Annotated in this window: 15 protein-coding genes; 2 read left to right on the plus strand and 13 right to left on the minus strand. The window is 53.5% G+C overall.

The window, feature by feature from the left end; genetic code table 11:
- Positions 1–28 precede the first annotated feature (28 nt).
- The 7 genes from dedD to pdxB form a co-directional block, all read right to left on the minus strand.
- Positions 29–691: a cell division protein DedD gene (dedD, locus tag BEG40_RS13680; protein WP_000146984.1), complete on the minus strand. Its 663-nt coding sequence runs from the start codon at positions 689–691 to the stop codon at positions 29–31.
- Positions 681–1,949, minus strand: a complete 1,269-nt coding sequence (gene folC / locus BEG40_RS13685; protein WP_105285563.1) for a bifunctional tetrahydrofolate synthase/dihydrofolate synthase — start codon at positions 1,947–1,949, stop codon at positions 681–683. Before folC ends, dedD begins: the two co-directional genes overlap by 11 nt.
- A 69-nt stretch (positions 1,950–2,018) precedes the next feature.
- Positions 2,019–2,933 carry an acetyl-CoA carboxylase, carboxyltransferase subunit beta gene (accD, locus tag BEG40_RS13690; protein ID WP_000118402.1) on the minus strand — a complete coding sequence of 305 codons (915 nt, stop codon included), beginning with the start codon at positions 2,931–2,933 and terminating at the stop codon, positions 2,019–2,021.
- 153 nt (positions 2,934–3,086) lie between these two features.
- Positions 3,087–3,746, minus strand: coding sequence for a DedA family protein (locus tag BEG40_RS13695; RefSeq protein WP_000364335.1), 660 nt, complete (start codon positions 3,744–3,746; stop codon positions 3,087–3,089).
- An 82-nt stretch (positions 3,747–3,828) separates the two neighbouring features.
- Entirely contained in the window at positions 3,829–4,641 is an 813-nt protein-coding gene (gene truA / locus BEG40_RS13700; RefSeq protein WP_105285564.1) for a tRNA pseudouridine(38-40) synthase TruA, read from the minus strand.
- On the minus strand, positions 4,641–5,654 hold the full coding sequence (locus tag BEG40_RS13705; protein ID WP_001289152.1) for an aspartate-semialdehyde dehydrogenase: 1,014 nt from the start codon (positions 5,652–5,654) through the stop codon (positions 4,641–4,643). The genes truA and BEG40_RS13705 overlap by 1 nt, the downstream gene beginning before the upstream one ends.
- 65 nt (positions 5,655–5,719) lie before the next feature.
- Positions 5,720–6,856: a 4-phosphoerythronate dehydrogenase PdxB gene (pdxB, locus tag BEG40_RS13710; protein ID WP_000699164.1), complete on the minus strand. Its 1,137-nt coding sequence runs from the start codon at positions 6,854–6,856 to the stop codon at positions 5,720–5,722.
- A 99-nt stretch (positions 6,857–6,955) separates the two neighbouring features.
- Between pdxB and flk the strand changes: the two genes are divergently transcribed.
- The gene (flk, locus tag BEG40_RS13715) at positions 6,956–7,951 is read left to right on the plus strand and encodes a flagella biosynthesis regulator Flk (protein WP_105285565.1); all 996 of its coding nucleotides are present in this window, start codon (positions 6,956–6,958) and stop codon (positions 7,949–7,951) included.
- On the opposite strand, the gene BEG40_RS13720 is transcribed toward flk, so the two are convergent.
- Together BEG40_RS13720 and fabB are read right to left on the minus strand one after the other, a co-directional pair.
- On the minus strand, positions 7,948–9,126 hold the full coding sequence (locus BEG40_RS13720; protein WP_105285566.1) for an MFS transporter: 1,179 nt from the start codon (positions 9,124–9,126) through the stop codon (positions 7,948–7,950). The genes flk and BEG40_RS13720 overlap by 4 nt on opposite strands.
- Before the next feature lie 266 nt (positions 9,127–9,392).
- Positions 9,393–10,613: a beta-ketoacyl-ACP synthase I gene (fabB, locus tag BEG40_RS13725; RefSeq protein ID WP_000817178.1), complete on the minus strand. Its 1,221-nt coding sequence runs from the start codon at positions 10,611–10,613 to the stop codon at positions 9,393–9,395.
- A gap of 158 nt (positions 10,614–10,771) precedes the next feature.
- Between fabB and mnmC the strand changes: the two genes are divergently transcribed.
- Entirely contained in the window at positions 10,772–12,778 is a 2,007-nt protein-coding gene (gene mnmC, locus BEG40_RS13730; RefSeq protein WP_105285567.1) for a bifunctional tRNA (5-methylaminomethyl-2-thiouridine)(34)-methyltransferase MnmC2/FAD-dependent 5-carboxymethylaminomethyl-2-thiouridine(34) oxidoreductase MnmC1, read from the plus strand.
- 55 nt (positions 12,779–12,833) lie between these two features.
- Here mnmC and BEG40_RS13735 read toward each other — a convergent pair whose 3' ends face one another.
- The 4 genes from BEG40_RS13735 to mepA are packed head-to-tail and all read right to left on the minus strand — an operon-like array spanning position 12,834 to position 15,327.
- Positions 12,834–13,112 (minus strand): YfcL family protein, encoded by a 279-nt coding sequence (locus tag BEG40_RS13735; RefSeq protein ID WP_000559764.1) that lies wholly within the window; start codon positions 13,110–13,112, stop codon positions 12,834–12,836.
- A gap of 33 nt (positions 13,113–13,145) precedes the next feature.
- Positions 13,146–13,694, minus strand: a complete 549-nt coding sequence (epmC, locus tag BEG40_RS13740) for an elongation factor P hydroxylase (RefSeq protein WP_001089209.1) — start codon at positions 13,692–13,694, stop codon at positions 13,146–13,148.
- Positions 13,694–14,503 carry a sulfite exporter TauE/SafE family protein gene (locus BEG40_RS13745; RefSeq protein ID WP_000447361.1) on the minus strand — a complete coding sequence of 270 codons (810 nt, stop codon included), beginning with the start codon at positions 14,501–14,503 and terminating at the stop codon, positions 13,694–13,696. The genes epmC and BEG40_RS13745 overlap by 1 nt, the downstream gene beginning before the upstream one ends.
- Entirely contained in the window at positions 14,503–15,327 is an 825-nt protein-coding gene (gene mepA, locus BEG40_RS13750) for a penicillin-insensitive murein endopeptidase (RefSeq protein ID WP_001043829.1), read from the minus strand. The genes BEG40_RS13745 and mepA overlap by 1 nt, the downstream gene beginning before the upstream one ends.
- Position 15,328: the final 1 nt, after the last annotated feature.

Raw genomic sequence — 15,328 nt, forward strand, 5'->3', positions numbered from 1 at the left:
TGATAAGATCGCATCAGGCAAGACCGTATTAATTCGGCGTATAGCCCATTACCACGCCGCTTAAGCCAGAAAGTTGCTTCAGCTCACCCAGCGAGCCTTTCAGCTTCTCTTTCGAGGCATCCGGCCCAACCAGAATACGGGTAATTTTACCCTGTACTGGCGTTGACGGCGACGTATAAACCCGGTATCCCGCACCGCGCAATTTACCAACAATCTCATTCACTTTGTCGGCATTTTTCAGCGCGCCCAGTTGCACAACATACGCTTTACCCGTCGGTGCAGCTTTTTCCTCCACGACCGGTTTCGGTTCTGGCTTCGGCGCAGGCGGTGCTTCTACTTTCGGCTTAGGCGGCTCCACCGGTTTTGGTTTCGGTGGAGCGACCGGTGCAGGTTCCGGTTCAAACTCGGTATTATTGGCCGCAATAATTGCCGGATCGAGCGAAGGTGCCGCAGCATCGCCCGCACGCACCTCCTCTGCAGCCCCTTCAGGCGGCTGTGTCGGCAATGCCTGGGTAGCGGCTGGCATCATATCAGGCTCATCGCGATCGCCCGCTTTAGGCACCAGCGGGATTGCCGCGAACTCATCCTGATAATGTTTTTTCTGCCCGTCCAGCAGCCCTGGCAGCACAATCACTCCCAGCGCCACCAGCACTATTGTGCCAACTAACCGATTCTGAAACTTACTCGCCACCGCTTCTCCTCGCGTCAATCACTTCCATGACATGTGCGACCGTGTGGAATGAACCACACACCAGCACGGTATCTTCCGGTTTAGCGTCCGCCATTGCAGCATCCCATGCCTGCGCAACGCTATCAAATGATTTGCCGTTACCCAAATGCTCAAGCAGTTGTTCTGCCGTGGCACCGCGCGGCCCTTCCAGTGGCGCACAATACCAGTCATCCACCACGCTTTTCAACCAGGCCAATGTCCCAGCAATATCTTTATCATGTAGCATACCGATTACTGCCAGTACGCGCCCGTTTTTCGGTAACGCTTTCATACGCCCGGTAAGATATTCTGCCGCATGGGGATTATGGGCGACATCAAAAATGACGCGTGGCGACTCGCTCACAATCTGGAAACGTCCCGGCAAAATTGCGCTGGCAATACCATCGCGAATTGCCTGCTCACTGACCTCCAGGCCGCTGGCACGCAGCGCCGCCAGCGCCGTTGCGGCATTCGGTTGTGGGACAAGCGGTAACGGCAGGTTTTCCAGCGTACCGTGTGCGTCGGTAAACGACCAGTCATGGTCGCTGACGGAATAATTCCACTCTACGCCTCGACGTCGCAACAGTGCGCCCTTCTCATGCGCCACATCGGCGATGGTGTACGGCATTTCAGATTCACCAACGATCGCCGGTCTTTCACTGCGGAAGATCCCTGCTTTCTCGCGACCAATGCTTTCGCGATCTGGCCCCAGCCAGTCGGTATGATCCAGCGCAATGCTGGTCACCACGGCTACATCAGCATCGACAATATTGGTGGCATCCAGACGACCACCCAGCCCCACTTCCAGAATTACCACATCAAGTTGCGCCTGTTTAAACAGCCACAGCGCCGACAACGTGCCGAATTCAAAATAGGTCAGGGAAATATCACCGCGTGCCGATTCAATCTCAGCAAAAGAGGCGGTGTGGGCCGATTCTGGTAGTTCCTGACCCTGTACACGAACGCGCTCGGTATAACGCACCAGATGCGGCGAACTGTAAACACCCACTTTGTACCCTGCCGCCATGAGTATCGATTCCAGCGTGCGGCAGGTTGTGCCTTTGCCATTAGTACCCGCAACGGTAAACACAAACGGTGCTGGTTTCAGAACGCCGAGACGCGCTGCCACCTGGCTTACGCGCTCAAGGCCGAGATCGATAGTCTTACTGTGCAGGTTTTCCAAATAAGAAAGCCACGAAGCCAAAGGCGACGCGGCTTGAGGTGTGCGTTTGATAATCATGGTATCCGCTGATTCATTACGGGGATAATAGCAAAAGGGCAGAGCCAGCGGCCCTGCCCTTATCAGTTATCAGGCCTCAGGTTCCTGATCCGGTGCTGGTGGCACCACTTCGCCTTCACGTGGCGCTTCAGGATTTGGCGCTGGCAGATTCATCAGCTTCGCCAGAATGCTCGCCAGTTTCAGGCGCATTTCCGGACGGCGGACGATCATGTCGATCGCGCCTTTTTCGATCAGGAACTCACTGCGCTGGAATCCCGGCGGCAGTTTTTCGCGAACGGTCTGTTCAATAACACGCGGGCCGGCAAAGCCGATCAACGCTTTCGGTTCAGCAATATTGAGATCGCCAAGCATCGCGAAACTTGCAGAAACGCCGCCCATGGTCGGATCGGTCAGTACGGAAATGTACGGCAGACCGCGCTCTTGCATTTTCGCCAGCGCCGCAGAGGTTTTCGCCATCTGCATCAGCGACATCAGCGCCTCTTGCATACGTGCGCCACCAGAGGCGGAAAAGCAGATAAGCGGGCAGTTGTCTTCCAGCGCCTGCTCAACGGCACGCACAAAACGAGCACCCACTACGGATCCCATTGAACCGCCCATAAAGGCAAATTCGAAGGCAGCAGCAACGACCGGCATTCCATACAGGGTGCCTTTCATTACTACCAGCGCGTCTTTTTCGCCGGTTTCTTTCTGTGCTGATGCCAGACGATCTTTATACTTTTTGGAGTCACGGAACTTCAGCACATCTTTCGGCTCAAGCTCGCTACCCAGCTCCACAAGGCTTCCTTCATCTAACAGGCTATGCAGGCGATTACGCGCCGTCATACGCATGTGATGGTCACACTTCGGACAGACCTCAAGATTACGTTCCAGCTCTGCACGGTATAAAACCTGACCGCAGCTATCACACTTAGTCCACACACCTTCAGGAATGCTTGCCTTGCGGGTGGGAGTAATGTTGCTTTTAATTCGTTCAATCCAGCTCATTAGGGACCTTTCTGTCTGAACCTGGTTCGATGCCAGTTTTATCTTTGGGGACGCATAATGCCATTTTTGCCCCCAACAGACCATCAATGTTGCACATTAAAACATAACAGCCCGAAACTTTGGATAAAAAAGTGGTCGAACCGCCGAGTTACTTTATTTTGCGGCGCGTGCCGCAGCGCGTTTGTGACGGATAATTTCGATGACGCCCGGCAATATGGAAACCACAATAATCCCGACGATCAGCAGCTTAAGGTTATCCTGAACCATTGGGATTGTACCGAAGAAATAGCCTGCGTAGGTAAAAAGCAGTACCCATAACAGCGCGCCGATCACATTGTAAGCGGCGAAATGACGGTACGACATGTGGCCCATCCCCGCAACAAACGGGGCGAACGTTCTGACGATCGGCACAAAACGGGCGAGAATAATGGTTTTGCCGCCGTGTTTCTCATAAAACTGATGCGTTTTGTCGAGATAGCTACGACGGAAAATTTTCGAGTTCGGATTACTGAATAATTTCTCCCCGAACAACCGTCCGATGGTGTAGTTAACTGCATCACCAACAATCGCGGCAATTAACATCAGTACGACCATCATATGAACATTGAGATCGTTGGTTTCAAGCGAAGCCAGTGCTCCAGCGACAAACAGCAGCGAATCTCCCGGCAGAAACGGTGTCACCACCAGACCGGTTTCACAGAACAAAATCAAAAACAGGATGGCATAAACCCAGACGCCATACTCTGCGACCAGCTCCGCCAGATGCACATCAATGTGCAGGATAAAATCGATGAGGAAATAAATCAGGTCCATAATTGCCTATGCCTTGTGCTCTTACTCTTTCAGGCCGTAACTACGTTGGCTACAGCCTGAAATGTTCAGAGCATTATTCTCATTAGTCCGCCAGAAATAGCGGGCCCATTGGCGGCTTTGGAAGTTCAAATCGGTCAGGGTAATCCACCGCAACCAGATACAGCCCTTCCGCTTTCGCCGTTGCTGCCGCCAGCGTTCTGTCCTTTGCCGCCAACAGCTCTGCTATCCAGCTCTCTGGCTGGTTGTGGGCACCGACTTCCATCAGGCTGCCGACAATATTCCTCACCATATGGTGTACAAAGGCATTCGCTTTGATATCCACCACCACATAAGGACCGTGACGCGTGACGTTGATATGCATAACGTTGCGCCACGGCGTTCGGGACTGACATTGCACCGCGCGAAACGAGGTGAAATCATTCTCGCCCAGCAGACATTGCGCAGCCCGATGCATCCGTTCGGCGTCCAGCGGTTCGTAAAAGTGGGTTACCCCTTTACTCAGCACTGCCGGGCGCAGCCGATGATTGTAGATGATGTAGCGATAACGGCGAGCCGTGGCGCTAAATCGGGCATGAAAATCATTGGGTACAGCTTTAACCCAATGCACGGCGATGTCACCAGGTAAATTCGCATTTACGCCCAACGTCCACGCAGCGTCTTTACGCTGCGCGGTGGTTTCGAAATGCACAACCTGCCCGGTGCCGTGTACGCCTGCGTCGGTACGCCCGGCGCAGAAGACGGTGATCGGTTCGTTCGCCACCTGCGAGAGCGCCTTTTCCAGCTTCTCCTGCACGCTGCGAACTTCGTTCTGCCGTTGCCAGCCGTAATATCTGCTGCCGTCGTACTCAATGCCCAGCGCAATTTTATAAACTGGCGGTTGTTGCTGGTCGGACATTAGTACAGGTACTCCTGCACCAGTTTTTCAGCGATCTTCACTGCCATCAATGCGCCGCCAAAGCGAACGTTATCAGCCACCGACCAGAACTGAATTTGTTCCGGCATACCATAGTCATTACGCACACAACCAACAGAAAGATGCGGCGACCCGGAAGCATCGCCCACCTGCGTTGGAAATTCATTCTCTTCAGAAAGCTCAATATCTTCGCTTTGAGCAAACGCATCACGCGCTTCTTCCGCCGCCAGCGGACGCAGTGCTTCAAAGTTGACCATCTGAGCATGACCATAAAATACCGGTGCCTGGACGACACTTGCCGAAATCATCAGTCCTTCGTCCTGCATGATTTTGCGCACTTCATCGACGATACGGCGTTCTTCGCGCACGCTACCTTCGCGATCCGGCAACAGGGGTAGCATGTTGAACGCCAGCTGACGACCAAAGAAATCTTCTTCATCAATCGGAATACCGTTGAGCAATTTCGCGCTCTGCCCTGCTAACGCATCGACCGCTTTTTTACCCTGGGCGGAGGCAGAAATCAGGCTGGTGACGCTGATACGAGACAAACCGCCTTGATCGATTAACGGTTTCAGTGCTGCCAGTAACTGACTGGTCAGGCTATCAGGAACAGCAATAACGTTGCGATTACGGTAGTCCGTCAGTACAAAAGGATTCACTTCCGGCACCACCAGCGGTACGTCGGGTTCGAGAGCAAACAATCCGCTGCTGTCGATCACCAGACAACCCGCGTTGGTCGCTTCTTCAACCCAGGCAGCGGTCGCTTCTTTGCCTGCGACAAAAAATGCAAGTTGCGCCTGCGTCCAGTCAAATTCAGCGGCATCCTGCACGGTGATTGTCTTACCACCAAAGCGCAGATGTTCACCTGCGCTTTCGTTACGTGCCAGTGCATAAATTTCCCCAACCGGGAACTGGCGTTCAGCCAGCGTTTCAAGCAGGGCTTCGCCCACAGCGCCAGTTGCGCCCAGGACGGCAATGTTCCAGCCTTCAGACATGGTGGTTTACTCCAGAAATAGCAAAGCTCCCTGCCAATATTACAGCAGAGAGCATGAAGAAGAGATTAACGTGCCGGATGATGAACGGCGTTAAAACCCAGTTTACACAGTAATGCCGCCGCGCTGGCGTCATCACAGATCACATACAGAGACGACCATTCACGGCGCTCAAGGTAGTTTTTGCGCAGTTTATCAAACTCACCCGGTATCCCGGCGACTTTACGCAGCGGTGCGTCATCGCGGCGCACATCATACACCAAATGCACCAGCCTTTTCAGCGTTGGCTGATCGAGCGAGCCATGCAGCGTAATGCGACCAAACTCTGGCGTTGGCAATAAGGTATCCAGCGCAACGTGCTGCTCATGACCAATAAATTTGCTGTATGCTTCAAATACTTGTGTGGTTCCGCGCGCTTTTCCTTCCAGGGTATAACCGGCGATATGCGGCGTGCCGATATCCACTTTCTTCAACAGTTCTACGTTGAGTTCCGGCTCCCCTTCCCAGACATCCAGCACCACGCTTAACTTCTGGCCTTCGTTCAGGCAAGTCAATAACGCGGTATTATCAACGACCGCGCCACGGCAAGCGTTAATCAAAATCGTCCCTGGCTTCAGGCGGCGGATCAATTTTTCATCCGCCAGATGTAGCGTTTTGTACGGCCCATCTTTAAAGAGCGGTGTATGGAAAGTCAGAATATCCGCGTGCTGAACCAGCTCATCAAGAGAACGGAAATCTCCCTCATCCCCACGATCGGCGCGTGGCGGATCGCAAAGCAAGGTTTTAATCCCCAACGCCTCCAGCCGCGCCTGTAATCGACGACCGACATTACCGACGCCCACGATCCCCACGGTACGGTCATGCAGTGAAAATCCATCGCGTTCGGCAAGCATCAGCAATGACGAGAAAACGTATTCCACTACCGCAATCGCATTACAGCCTGGTGCCGCAGAAAAACCAATTCCCGCCTGCTTCAACCATGCCTCATCAACATGGTCTGTCCCTGCCGTGGCAGTGCCAACAAATTTTACCGGTTTCCCCGTCAGCAGCGACGCGTTCACTTTTGTGACTGAACGCACCATCAGCGCATCTGCATCATCCAGTTCAGCGACTGGAATTGGACGCCCCGGAACCGCTTTCACCTCACCCAGACGGCTAAATAATTCGCGGGCATAAGGCATATTTTCATCAACAAGGATTTTCACGTTTGTGCTACCTGTATGAGAACGAGAGTTAACCGGACAAGTGTGCCATAATCTCGCGGCCAGGCATACTTGCGATGATTTCAGGTATAAGGATACGTAATGATACAACCTCTTTCAGGCCTTCCACCTGCGCAACCACCAGGTCAGGGGGATAACCTGTCGTCTGGCGCAGGCAATCAGCCTTTATCCAGCTTGCAACGTACCGCGTTGGAAAGTTTGATGACCAAAATAACTTCGCTGACGCAACAGCAGAGAGCGGAATTGTGGGCCAATATAAAGCACGACATCGGTCTGCCGGGTGATTCACCTTTGCTTTCACGCCACTTCCCGGCCGCAGAACAAAACCTTGCGCAACGTCTGCTGTCTGCGCAAAAAAGTTATTCTGTCCGCCAACTTCTGGCTCAATTGGGGGAGTATTTACGTCTGGGGAATAATCGTCAGGCCGTCACGGATTATATCCGGCATAATTTTGGTCAGACGCCGCTGAATCAACTCTCACCAGAGCAGTTAAAAACCGTCCTGACTCTGCTACAGGAAGGGAGGATGGTTATCCCGCAGCCGCAACAGCGCCAGGCGACCGATCGACCTTTATTACCAGCGGAGCACAATACGCTCAAACAACTGGTCACAAAACTCGCGGCAGCCACGGGGGAACCCAGTAAACAGATCTGGCAATCGATGCTGGAACTTTCAGGGGTGAAAGATGGCGAGTTGATTCCGGCGAAACAGTTTAACCATCTGGTCACCTGGTTACAGGCGCGTCAGGCGTTAAGTCAGCAACACACACCGACGCTGGAGTCGCTCCAGATGGCGCTAAAACAGCCACTGGATGCCAGCGAGCTGACGGTATTATCGACCTATGTTGAGCAAAAGTATGGCCTTTCTACGCATTCAGCCCTGACTTCTGCACAGGCCGAGGATATCCTTAACCAGCTCTATCAGCGGCGGGTAAAAGGCATTGAACCGCGTGATATTCAACCGCTGTTCAATCCCTTTACCCCATTAATTGACACGATACAAAAAATGTCAATGCGCCCCAGCTTGTGGATATTATTCGTCGTCATCATTGTGATGTTGTTTTGGCTGGTGAGTTAACCCCGGCGAAACGCCAGTATCGTCACGATAATCCCCAGCACCGCCGATATCGCCCCGGCAAGAAATACTGAAGAGTAGCCAAACGAGGTCGCCAGCACTCCCGCCAGCGGCCCGGAAACGCCGAGGGCGATATCCTGAAACGCGGCATAGCCGCCGAGCGCAGTACCGCGAACCTGGGAAGGAACACGTTTAACCACTTCCACACCCAGCGCAGGGAAAATAAGCGAACACCCTGCTCCGGTTAACGCCGCGCCAGCTAACGCGACCCACGCACCCGGCGCCTGCCAGAGCAGCAACAGGCCTACCGTTTCCACCAGCAGGGAGACAATCGCCACTTTTACGCCGCCAAAACGGTCTGGCATCCAGCCAAACATCACGCGCATAACGACAAATGCGCCGCCAAAGGCAGTGAGCGTAAAGCCCGCCATCGCCCATCCTTTGCTGGCAAAGTAGAGCGAAACAAAAGTCCCGATAACCGCAAAGCCAACACCCTGAAGCGCCAGTCCTAGCCCTGGTTTCCAGATAAGCCCAACAACGCTCCACAGCGATGGGCGTTCTCCCGCCATTGCCGGTACTTTGCGTACTGTGCCATTGCAGCCCCACGCCAGTAACGGCAATGCCATTGTAGTAAGCGCCAGTGCGGCAAAACCATAATGGCTATGAATCAGTAAGCCAAGCGGTGCGCCGACTGCCAGTGCGCCGTAAATGGCCATTCCGTTCCAGGACATCACTTTACCAGAGTGTTTCGGCCCGACAATGCCTAATCCCCATGTCAAAGCCCCTGTCAGCAACTGACTTTCACCAAAGCCAAGAATCAAACGTCCGACAACCAGCAGAGTAAATTTAATCGGTGCAGAAACGGGCAAAAGTGCCGCCAGCAGCAACGCGCCGCCAGCCAGACCACAAGCTAACATCCCCTGAAGCGCCGAACGTTTTGCGCCATATTGATCGGACAGCCGCCCGGCGTAACCACGCGTCAGCACCGTAGCCAGAAACTGAATGCCGACGGCAATCCCGACCATGGTGTTGCCATAGCCCAGTTCATGATGAACAAACAGCGGGATAACCGGCAACGGTAACCCAACGGTCATGTAAGTTAGAAAAACAGCAAAGGCGATACGAAAGAGTGAAAAATTGGCAGAAGATCGTGTTTCTGTTTGGCTTACAGCAGTCATGCATTACTCCAGAATGCAGCGCAAGGCGAGGAGTGTCCCCGTCTCATCTCTCTGGTTTTCAGGGTTACGGTGCGTTGGCAGGATTTAACGCGTACGTCTTTTCAGAAGGAAATCGACAAAGCGGGAAGTTTGCCTGGAACAGGCGGCGATTGTCAATAATGTGAAAAAGGGAACCATAGGGTTCCCTTTTGCGTTAGTGCCGGAGGCCGCATTGGCGCGTTACTGTCGGATGCGACGCTGACGCGTCTTATCCGACCTACTCCGAATTAATCTTTCAGCTTACGCATTACCAGCGTGGCGTTAGTGCCGCCGAAGCCGAAGCTGTTAGACATAACGGTGGTCAGTTCGCGATCGGTTGTTTCGGTCACGATGTTCAGACCCGCCGCCTGCTCGTCCAGCTCTTCAATGTTGATGCTCGGGGCGATAAAGCCGTGTTCCAGCATCAGCAGAGAGTAGATAGCTTCCTGCACACCCGCCGCGCCCAGTGAGTGACCGGTCATTGCTTTGGTTGCAGAAATTGCCGGGCTCTTGTCGCCAAACACTTCACGGATAGCCGCCAGCTCTTTCACGTCGCCAACCGGAGTTGAAGTACCGTGAGAGTTCAGGTAGTCGATTGGGGTATCAACGCCGTGCATCGCCATCTTCATGCAGCGAACTGCGCCTTCACCAGACGGAGCAACCATATCTGCGCCATCAGACGTTGCGCCGTAGCCAACGATTTCAGCGTAAATGTGAGCGCCACGTGCCAGAGCGTGTTCCAGCTCTTCCACCACGACCATACCGCCGCCGCCAGCGATAACGAAACCGTCACGATGAGCGTCATAAGTACGGGAGGCTTTTTCTGGGGTGTCGTTGTATTTGGTAGACAGCGCGCCCATTGCGTCGAATTCGCACGCCATTTCCCAGCACAGCTCTTCGCCGCCGCCAGCAAACACGATATCTTGTTTGCCCAGTTGGATCTGCTCGACTGCGTTACCGATACAGTGTGCGGAAGTCGCACACGCGGAGCTGATGGAGTAGTTAACACCGTGAATTTTAAACGGTGTGGCGAGGCAGGCAGAAACGCCAGATGCCATCGCTTTGGTGACCACATACGGGCCAACCGCTTTCAGGCCGCGCGGGCCGCGCATTGCGTCAGCACCGAACACCTGGAAACGCGGGGAACCGCCGCCGGAACCTGCAATCAGGCCAACGCGCGGGTTATTCTGGTAAGCTTCCGGAGAGAGGCCAGCATCTGCAATTGCCTGCTCCATAGAAAGGAATGCATAGATGGATGCGTCGCTCATAAAGCGCACAACTTTGCGGTCAATGAGGCCAGTGGTATCCAGTTTTACGTTGCCCCAGACGTGGCTACGCATGCCGGAATCCTTCAGCTCCTGAGAGAAAGTGATCCCTGAGCGTCCTTCACGCAGAGATGCCAGGACTTCCTGCTGGTTATTACCGATGCTGGAAACAATGCCCAGGCCAGTAATCACTGCACGTTTCATTCAATACCTCTGTAAGTCGCACATAGAGTAAGTTTCGAATGCACAATAGCGTACACTTGTACGCCGAACAAGTCCGATCAGACAATTTATAGAGAAATTTGCGCGGCCTGACACACATCGCTAAGATCGAGCCACCGCCTGTAAGACGAGTAACTTACGTGAAACACTACTCAATACAACCTGCCAACCTCGAATTTAATGCTGAGGGTACACCTGTTTCCCGAGATTTTGACGATGTCTATTTTTCCAACGATAACGGGCTGGAAGAGACGCGTTATGTTTTTCTTGGGGGTAACCAATTAGAGGCACGTTTTCCTGCTCATCCAGATCCTCTGTTTGTGGTAGCGGAGAGCGGCTTCGGCACCGGATTAAACTTCCTGACGCTTTGGCAGGCATTTGATCAGTTTCGCCAGGCGCATCCGCAGGCACAATTGCAGCGATTGCATTTCATTAGTTTTGAGAAGTTTCCCCTCACCCGTGCTGATTTAGCGTTAGCGCATCAACACTGGCCGGAACTGGCGCCGTGGGCGGAACAACTCCAGGCGCAGTGGCCTTTACCCTTGCCCGGTTGCCATCGTTTATTGCTCGATGAAGGACGCGTAACGCTGGATTTATGGTTTGGCGACATTAACGAACTGACCAGCCAACTGGACGATTCGCTGAATCAAAAAGTGGATGCCTGGTTTCTGGACGGTTTTGCGCCTGCGAAAAACCCGGATATGTGGACGCAAAATCTCTTTAACGCCATGGCACGTCTGGCGCGTCCTGGCGGCACGCTGGCGACCTTCACATCTGCCGGATTTGTCCGTCGCGGTTTGCAGGAAGCCGGATTCACAATGCAAAAGCGTAAGGGCTTTGGGCGGAAACGGGAAATGCTTTGCGGCGTGATGGAACAGACATTACCACTCCCCTCCTCCACGCCGTGGTTTAACCGTACAGGTAGCAGCACACGGGAAGCCGCAGTTATCGGCGGCGGTATCGCCAGCGCGTTATTGTCTCTGGCGCTGTTGCGGCGCGGCTGGCAGGTAACGCTTTATTGCGCGGATGATACCCCTGCGCTGGGTGCTTCTGGCAATCGCCAGGGGGCGCTGTATCCGTTGTTGAGCAAACATGATGAGGCGCTGAACCGCTTTTTCTCTAATGCGTTTACTTTTGCTCGTCGGCTTTACGATTTATTGCCCGTTAAATTTGATCATGACTGGTGCGGCGTCACGCAGTTAGGCTGGGATGAGAAAAGCGAGCATAAAATCGCGCAGATGTTGTCGATGGATTTACCCGCAGATCTGGCGATGGCGGTCGATGCAAATGAGATTAAAGGCGTTACAGGTGTTGCGACAAATTGTGGTGGTATCACTTATCCGCAAGGCGGCTGGCTGTGTCCGGCAGAACTTACCCGTAATGTGTTGGAACTGGCGGAACAGCAAGGTTTGCAGATTCGTTATCAGCATCAGTTAAAGGATTTATCCCGTAAAGATGATAAGTGGCAACTGACATTTGCGGATAGTCAGCAAACGATGCATAGCGTGGTGGTACTGGCGAACGGGCATCAAATTAGCCGTTTCAGCCAAACATCGCCTCTGCCGGTGTATTCAGTTGCCGGGCAGGTTAGCCATATTCCGACAACGCCGGAACTGGCGAAGCTTAAGCAGGTGCTGTGTTATGACGGTTATCTCACGCCACAAAATCCGGCGAATCAGCATCATTGTATTGGCGCCAGTTACCATCGCGGTAGTGAGGACACGGCGTACAGTGAAGATGATCAGCTGCAGAATCGCCAGCGGTTGATTGATTGTTTCCCGCAGGCGCAATGGGCGACAGAAGTCGATGTCAGTGAAAAAGAGGCTCGTTGCGGTGTGCGTTGTGCTACCCGCGATCATCTGCCAATGGTGGGAAATGTGCCCGATTATGACGCAACGCTCGCGGAATATGCCTCGCTGGCGGAACAGAAAGATGAAGCGGTAAGCGCGCCGATTTATGACGATCTGTTTATGCTTGCAGCTTTGGGTTCGCGTGGTTTGTGTTCTGCCCCACTGTGTGCCGAAATTCTGGCGGCGCAGATGAGCGACGAACCGATTCCGATGGATGCCAGTACGCTGGCGGCGTTAAATCCGAATCGGTTATGGGTGCGGAAATTGTTGAAAGGGAAAGCGGTTAAGGCGGGGTAATCTGCTCTGGCATTGCTTGCCGGATATGGCGTGAACGCCTTATCCGGCACATTACTTACTGCTGTGACGCCTGCTGAAACAGGTTTTCCCACATATCGGTCACCAGCGCCTGGTCACGCGGCGACAACTCACCTGCACCAATGGCTTTTTCCAGACTCTGGCTAACGGTTGTATGCACCGCCTGGGCGGAGTGGTCATCACCACTTTCCAGTTCTGCGATGGCTAATGTCAGGTGGCCACGCAAATATCCACTGGCAAACAACTCATCATCACTGGCATGGTCAACCATACCGTCGATTAATGCCAGAATGCGTGATTCAAACTCCGCGATCATCTTCTTTCCTCATTGTAAAACGTGGCGCTGACTTCAGTTGAGCTCTTCCGGCCACGGGAACTGTTCCGCCGTAAGTTCCGGCGTGTGATAATAATTTTGTAATGCGTTTATGAAGCGTGCCGGACGTTCGGGAATACCGTTTGCCAGATAATCCATGACCTGAGCATGTACCCGCCGTTGAAACACCACGCGATCCGGTTCGAAGTCGCCTTCCAGATTGTCGCAGCTAACATTAAACGGATATCCCGCCGCCACGCAGAACAACCAGTCGAGCGCCTGCGGCTTAACTTCAACATCTTCAAACTGGCTTTGCGTCTGGGCATCGCGTCCGTCCGGGCAATACCAGTAACCGAAATCAACCAGTTCACGGCGGGCTTTCCCGGCAATACACCAGTGCGAAATCTCGTGGATGGCGCTGGCATAAAAACCATGAGCAAAGACGATTCGGTTATACGGTACTTCCGCATCAGCAGGAAGATAGATCGGCTCGTCGTCGCCTTTAATCAGACGGGTATTAAATTCATCGGCAAAGCAGCCATTAAAAATTTCAATCAACTGCTCGTAGTGGTGTGTACTGTTCATTAGTTCATCCCCAACCAGTGGAGGATCTCCTGTCCGTGGCTATCGTAAAGTAATTTGGCACTCATCACCGCCGAGACGATAACAATCATCGGGCGGATCAGCTTTTGTCCTTTGCTCAACACCAGTCGTGAACCCATGCGCGCGCCGAGGAACTGCCCCACCAGCATCACAAAACCCGTCGCCCAGATCACTTTGCCGCCGAGAATAAACAGCAGCAGGCCGCCGATGTTTGACGTCGCGTTGAGTAATTTGGCGTGGGCGGTGGCTTTGGCAAGATTAAATCCGCACAGCGTAACGAAGGCCAGCGCATAAAACGATCCGGCTGCCGGACCAAAGAATCCATCGTAAAAACCGACACAACCACCGGCAATTAACGCAAAAGGTAGGCCGTACATCCGGCGCTGGCGATCTTCTTCTCCCAGTTTGGGCATCAGCAAGAAATAGAGGCCGATACAAATTACCAGAATGGGCAAAATCTGCCGTAAGACATCAGCCTGAACGTATTGCACCAGCAGTGCGCCGCTCATTGAGCCGACAAAGGTCATGGCGATATTGAGTTTCTGATCGCTTAAGCTGACGACTTTGCGGCGAATAAAATAGATAGTGGCGGAAATAGAGCCACCGCAGGCTTGCAGTTTATTAGTTGCCAGCGCGTTAGCCGGAGACATCCCCGCCGCCATCAATGCCGGAATGGTGAGTAACCCACCGCCACCGGCAATCGAGTCAATAAATCCCGCCAGCATGGCGACAAAAAAGAGAACGCCCAGCAATAGCGGGGAGACCATAAACAGGCTATTAAACGTTTCCATTAGATCACGTGCTCATCCAGTAGCGCCTGGCAGGAAGGCGGCAACGGAGGCGGTGTCTTCTTCTCAGGCTTGGTTGTTCCTGGTTTCGGTGGTTCAAACCAGCTTTGCAGTTCAGCCCCGCAACCATCGCCTGGTGGCGGTAAAGGTTGATCTTCACACTCCAGACTATCGGCAGGACAACGTAATCGTACATGCATATGCGCACGATGCTGGAACCAGGGTCGCACTTTACGCAACCAGTCGCGATCGGTGCCCGCATCAAGGCAAAGTTGTTGTTTAATCGCCGGATTAACAAAAATGCGGGTGACGTCTTTGTCCTGCGCAGCGAGTTTGATCAAGCTGAAAATTTCCGGCTTCCACAGCGTGGGGACAACGTGTTTGCCGTCGCGGGAAACTAAGTCCAGTGCCTGCGGGCGCAAGAGCTGCGCGGAGGTCCAGCGTTTTTTCGGCAGTTGCAGGAAGATATCGACATCCAGTCCGGTCTGGTGGCTGGCGTGACCGCCGTTAAAACGCCCACCAGCGGGCATCCCCATATCGCCAATCAGCACCGTGCCCAAACCCAGATTGCTCACCTGGCTACTCAGGCGTTGAATAAACATCACCAGATCCGGGTGTCCAAAATAGCGACGCTGGTCAGTACGCATCACCTGATAATGTTCGGACTGTACCGGCAGCGTGTCAGCGCCGACGATACAACCATTAGAAAAACTGCCTATCGATTGTGCGCTACCCGGCACAGGTTGGGTTATTTTTTGCCACGGCGTCGCTGCCAGGCTGGCGCTACTGGCAAGCAGGGCCAGCAGCGCAATCGCGGTTTTGTTCATG

This window comes from Escherichia sp. MOD1-EC5495, assembly GCF_002965965.1.
GTDB classification, from domain to species: Bacteria; Pseudomonadota; Gammaproteobacteria; order Enterobacterales; family Enterobacteriaceae; genus Escherichia; species Escherichia ruysiae.

Bases quoted from the DNA above. Each gene is read 5' to 3' on its own strand.
- folC (WP_105285563.1), bottom strand. From the start codon at position 1,949: ATGATTATCAAACGCACACCTCAAGCCGCGTCGCCTTTGGCTTCGTGG.
- accD (WP_000118402.1), bottom strand. From the start codon at position 2,933: ATGAGCTGGATTGAACGAATTAAAAGCAACATTACTCCCACCCGCAAG.
- BEG40_RS13695 (WP_000364335.1), bottom strand. From the start codon at position 3,746: ATGGACCTGATTTATTTCCTCATCGATTTTATCCTGCACATTGATGTG.
- truA (WP_105285564.1), bottom strand. From the start codon at position 4,641: ATGTCCGACCAGCAACAACCGCCAGTTTATAAAATTGCGCTGGGCATT.
- BEG40_RS13705 (WP_001289152.1), bottom strand. From the start codon at position 5,654: ATGTCTGAAGGCTGGAACATTGCCGTCCTGGGCGCAACTGGCGCTGTG.
- flk (WP_105285565.1), top strand. From the start codon at position 6,956: ATGATACAACCTCTTTCAGGCCTTCCACCTGCGCAACCACCAGGTCAG.
- BEG40_RS13720 (WP_105285566.1), bottom strand. From the start codon at position 9,126: ATGACTGCTGTAAGCCAAACAGAAACACGATCTTCTGCCAATTTTTCA.
- fabB (WP_000817178.1), bottom strand. From the start codon at position 10,613: ATGAAACGTGCAGTGATTACTGGCCTGGGCATTGTTTCCAGCATCGGT.
- BEG40_RS13735 (WP_000559764.1), bottom strand. From the start codon at position 13,112: ATGATCGCGGAGTTTGAATCACGCATTCTGGCATTAATCGACGGTATG.
- epmC (WP_001089209.1), bottom strand. From the start codon at position 13,694: ATGAACAGTACACACCACTACGAGCAGTTGATTGAAATTTTTAATGGC.
- BEG40_RS13745 (WP_000447361.1), bottom strand. From the start codon at position 14,503: ATGGAAACGTTTAATAGCCTGTTTATGGTCTCCCCGCTATTGCTGGGC.
- mepA (WP_001043829.1), bottom strand. From the start codon at position 15,327: ATGAACAAAACCGCGATTGCGCTGCTGGCCCTGCTTGCCAGTAGCGCC.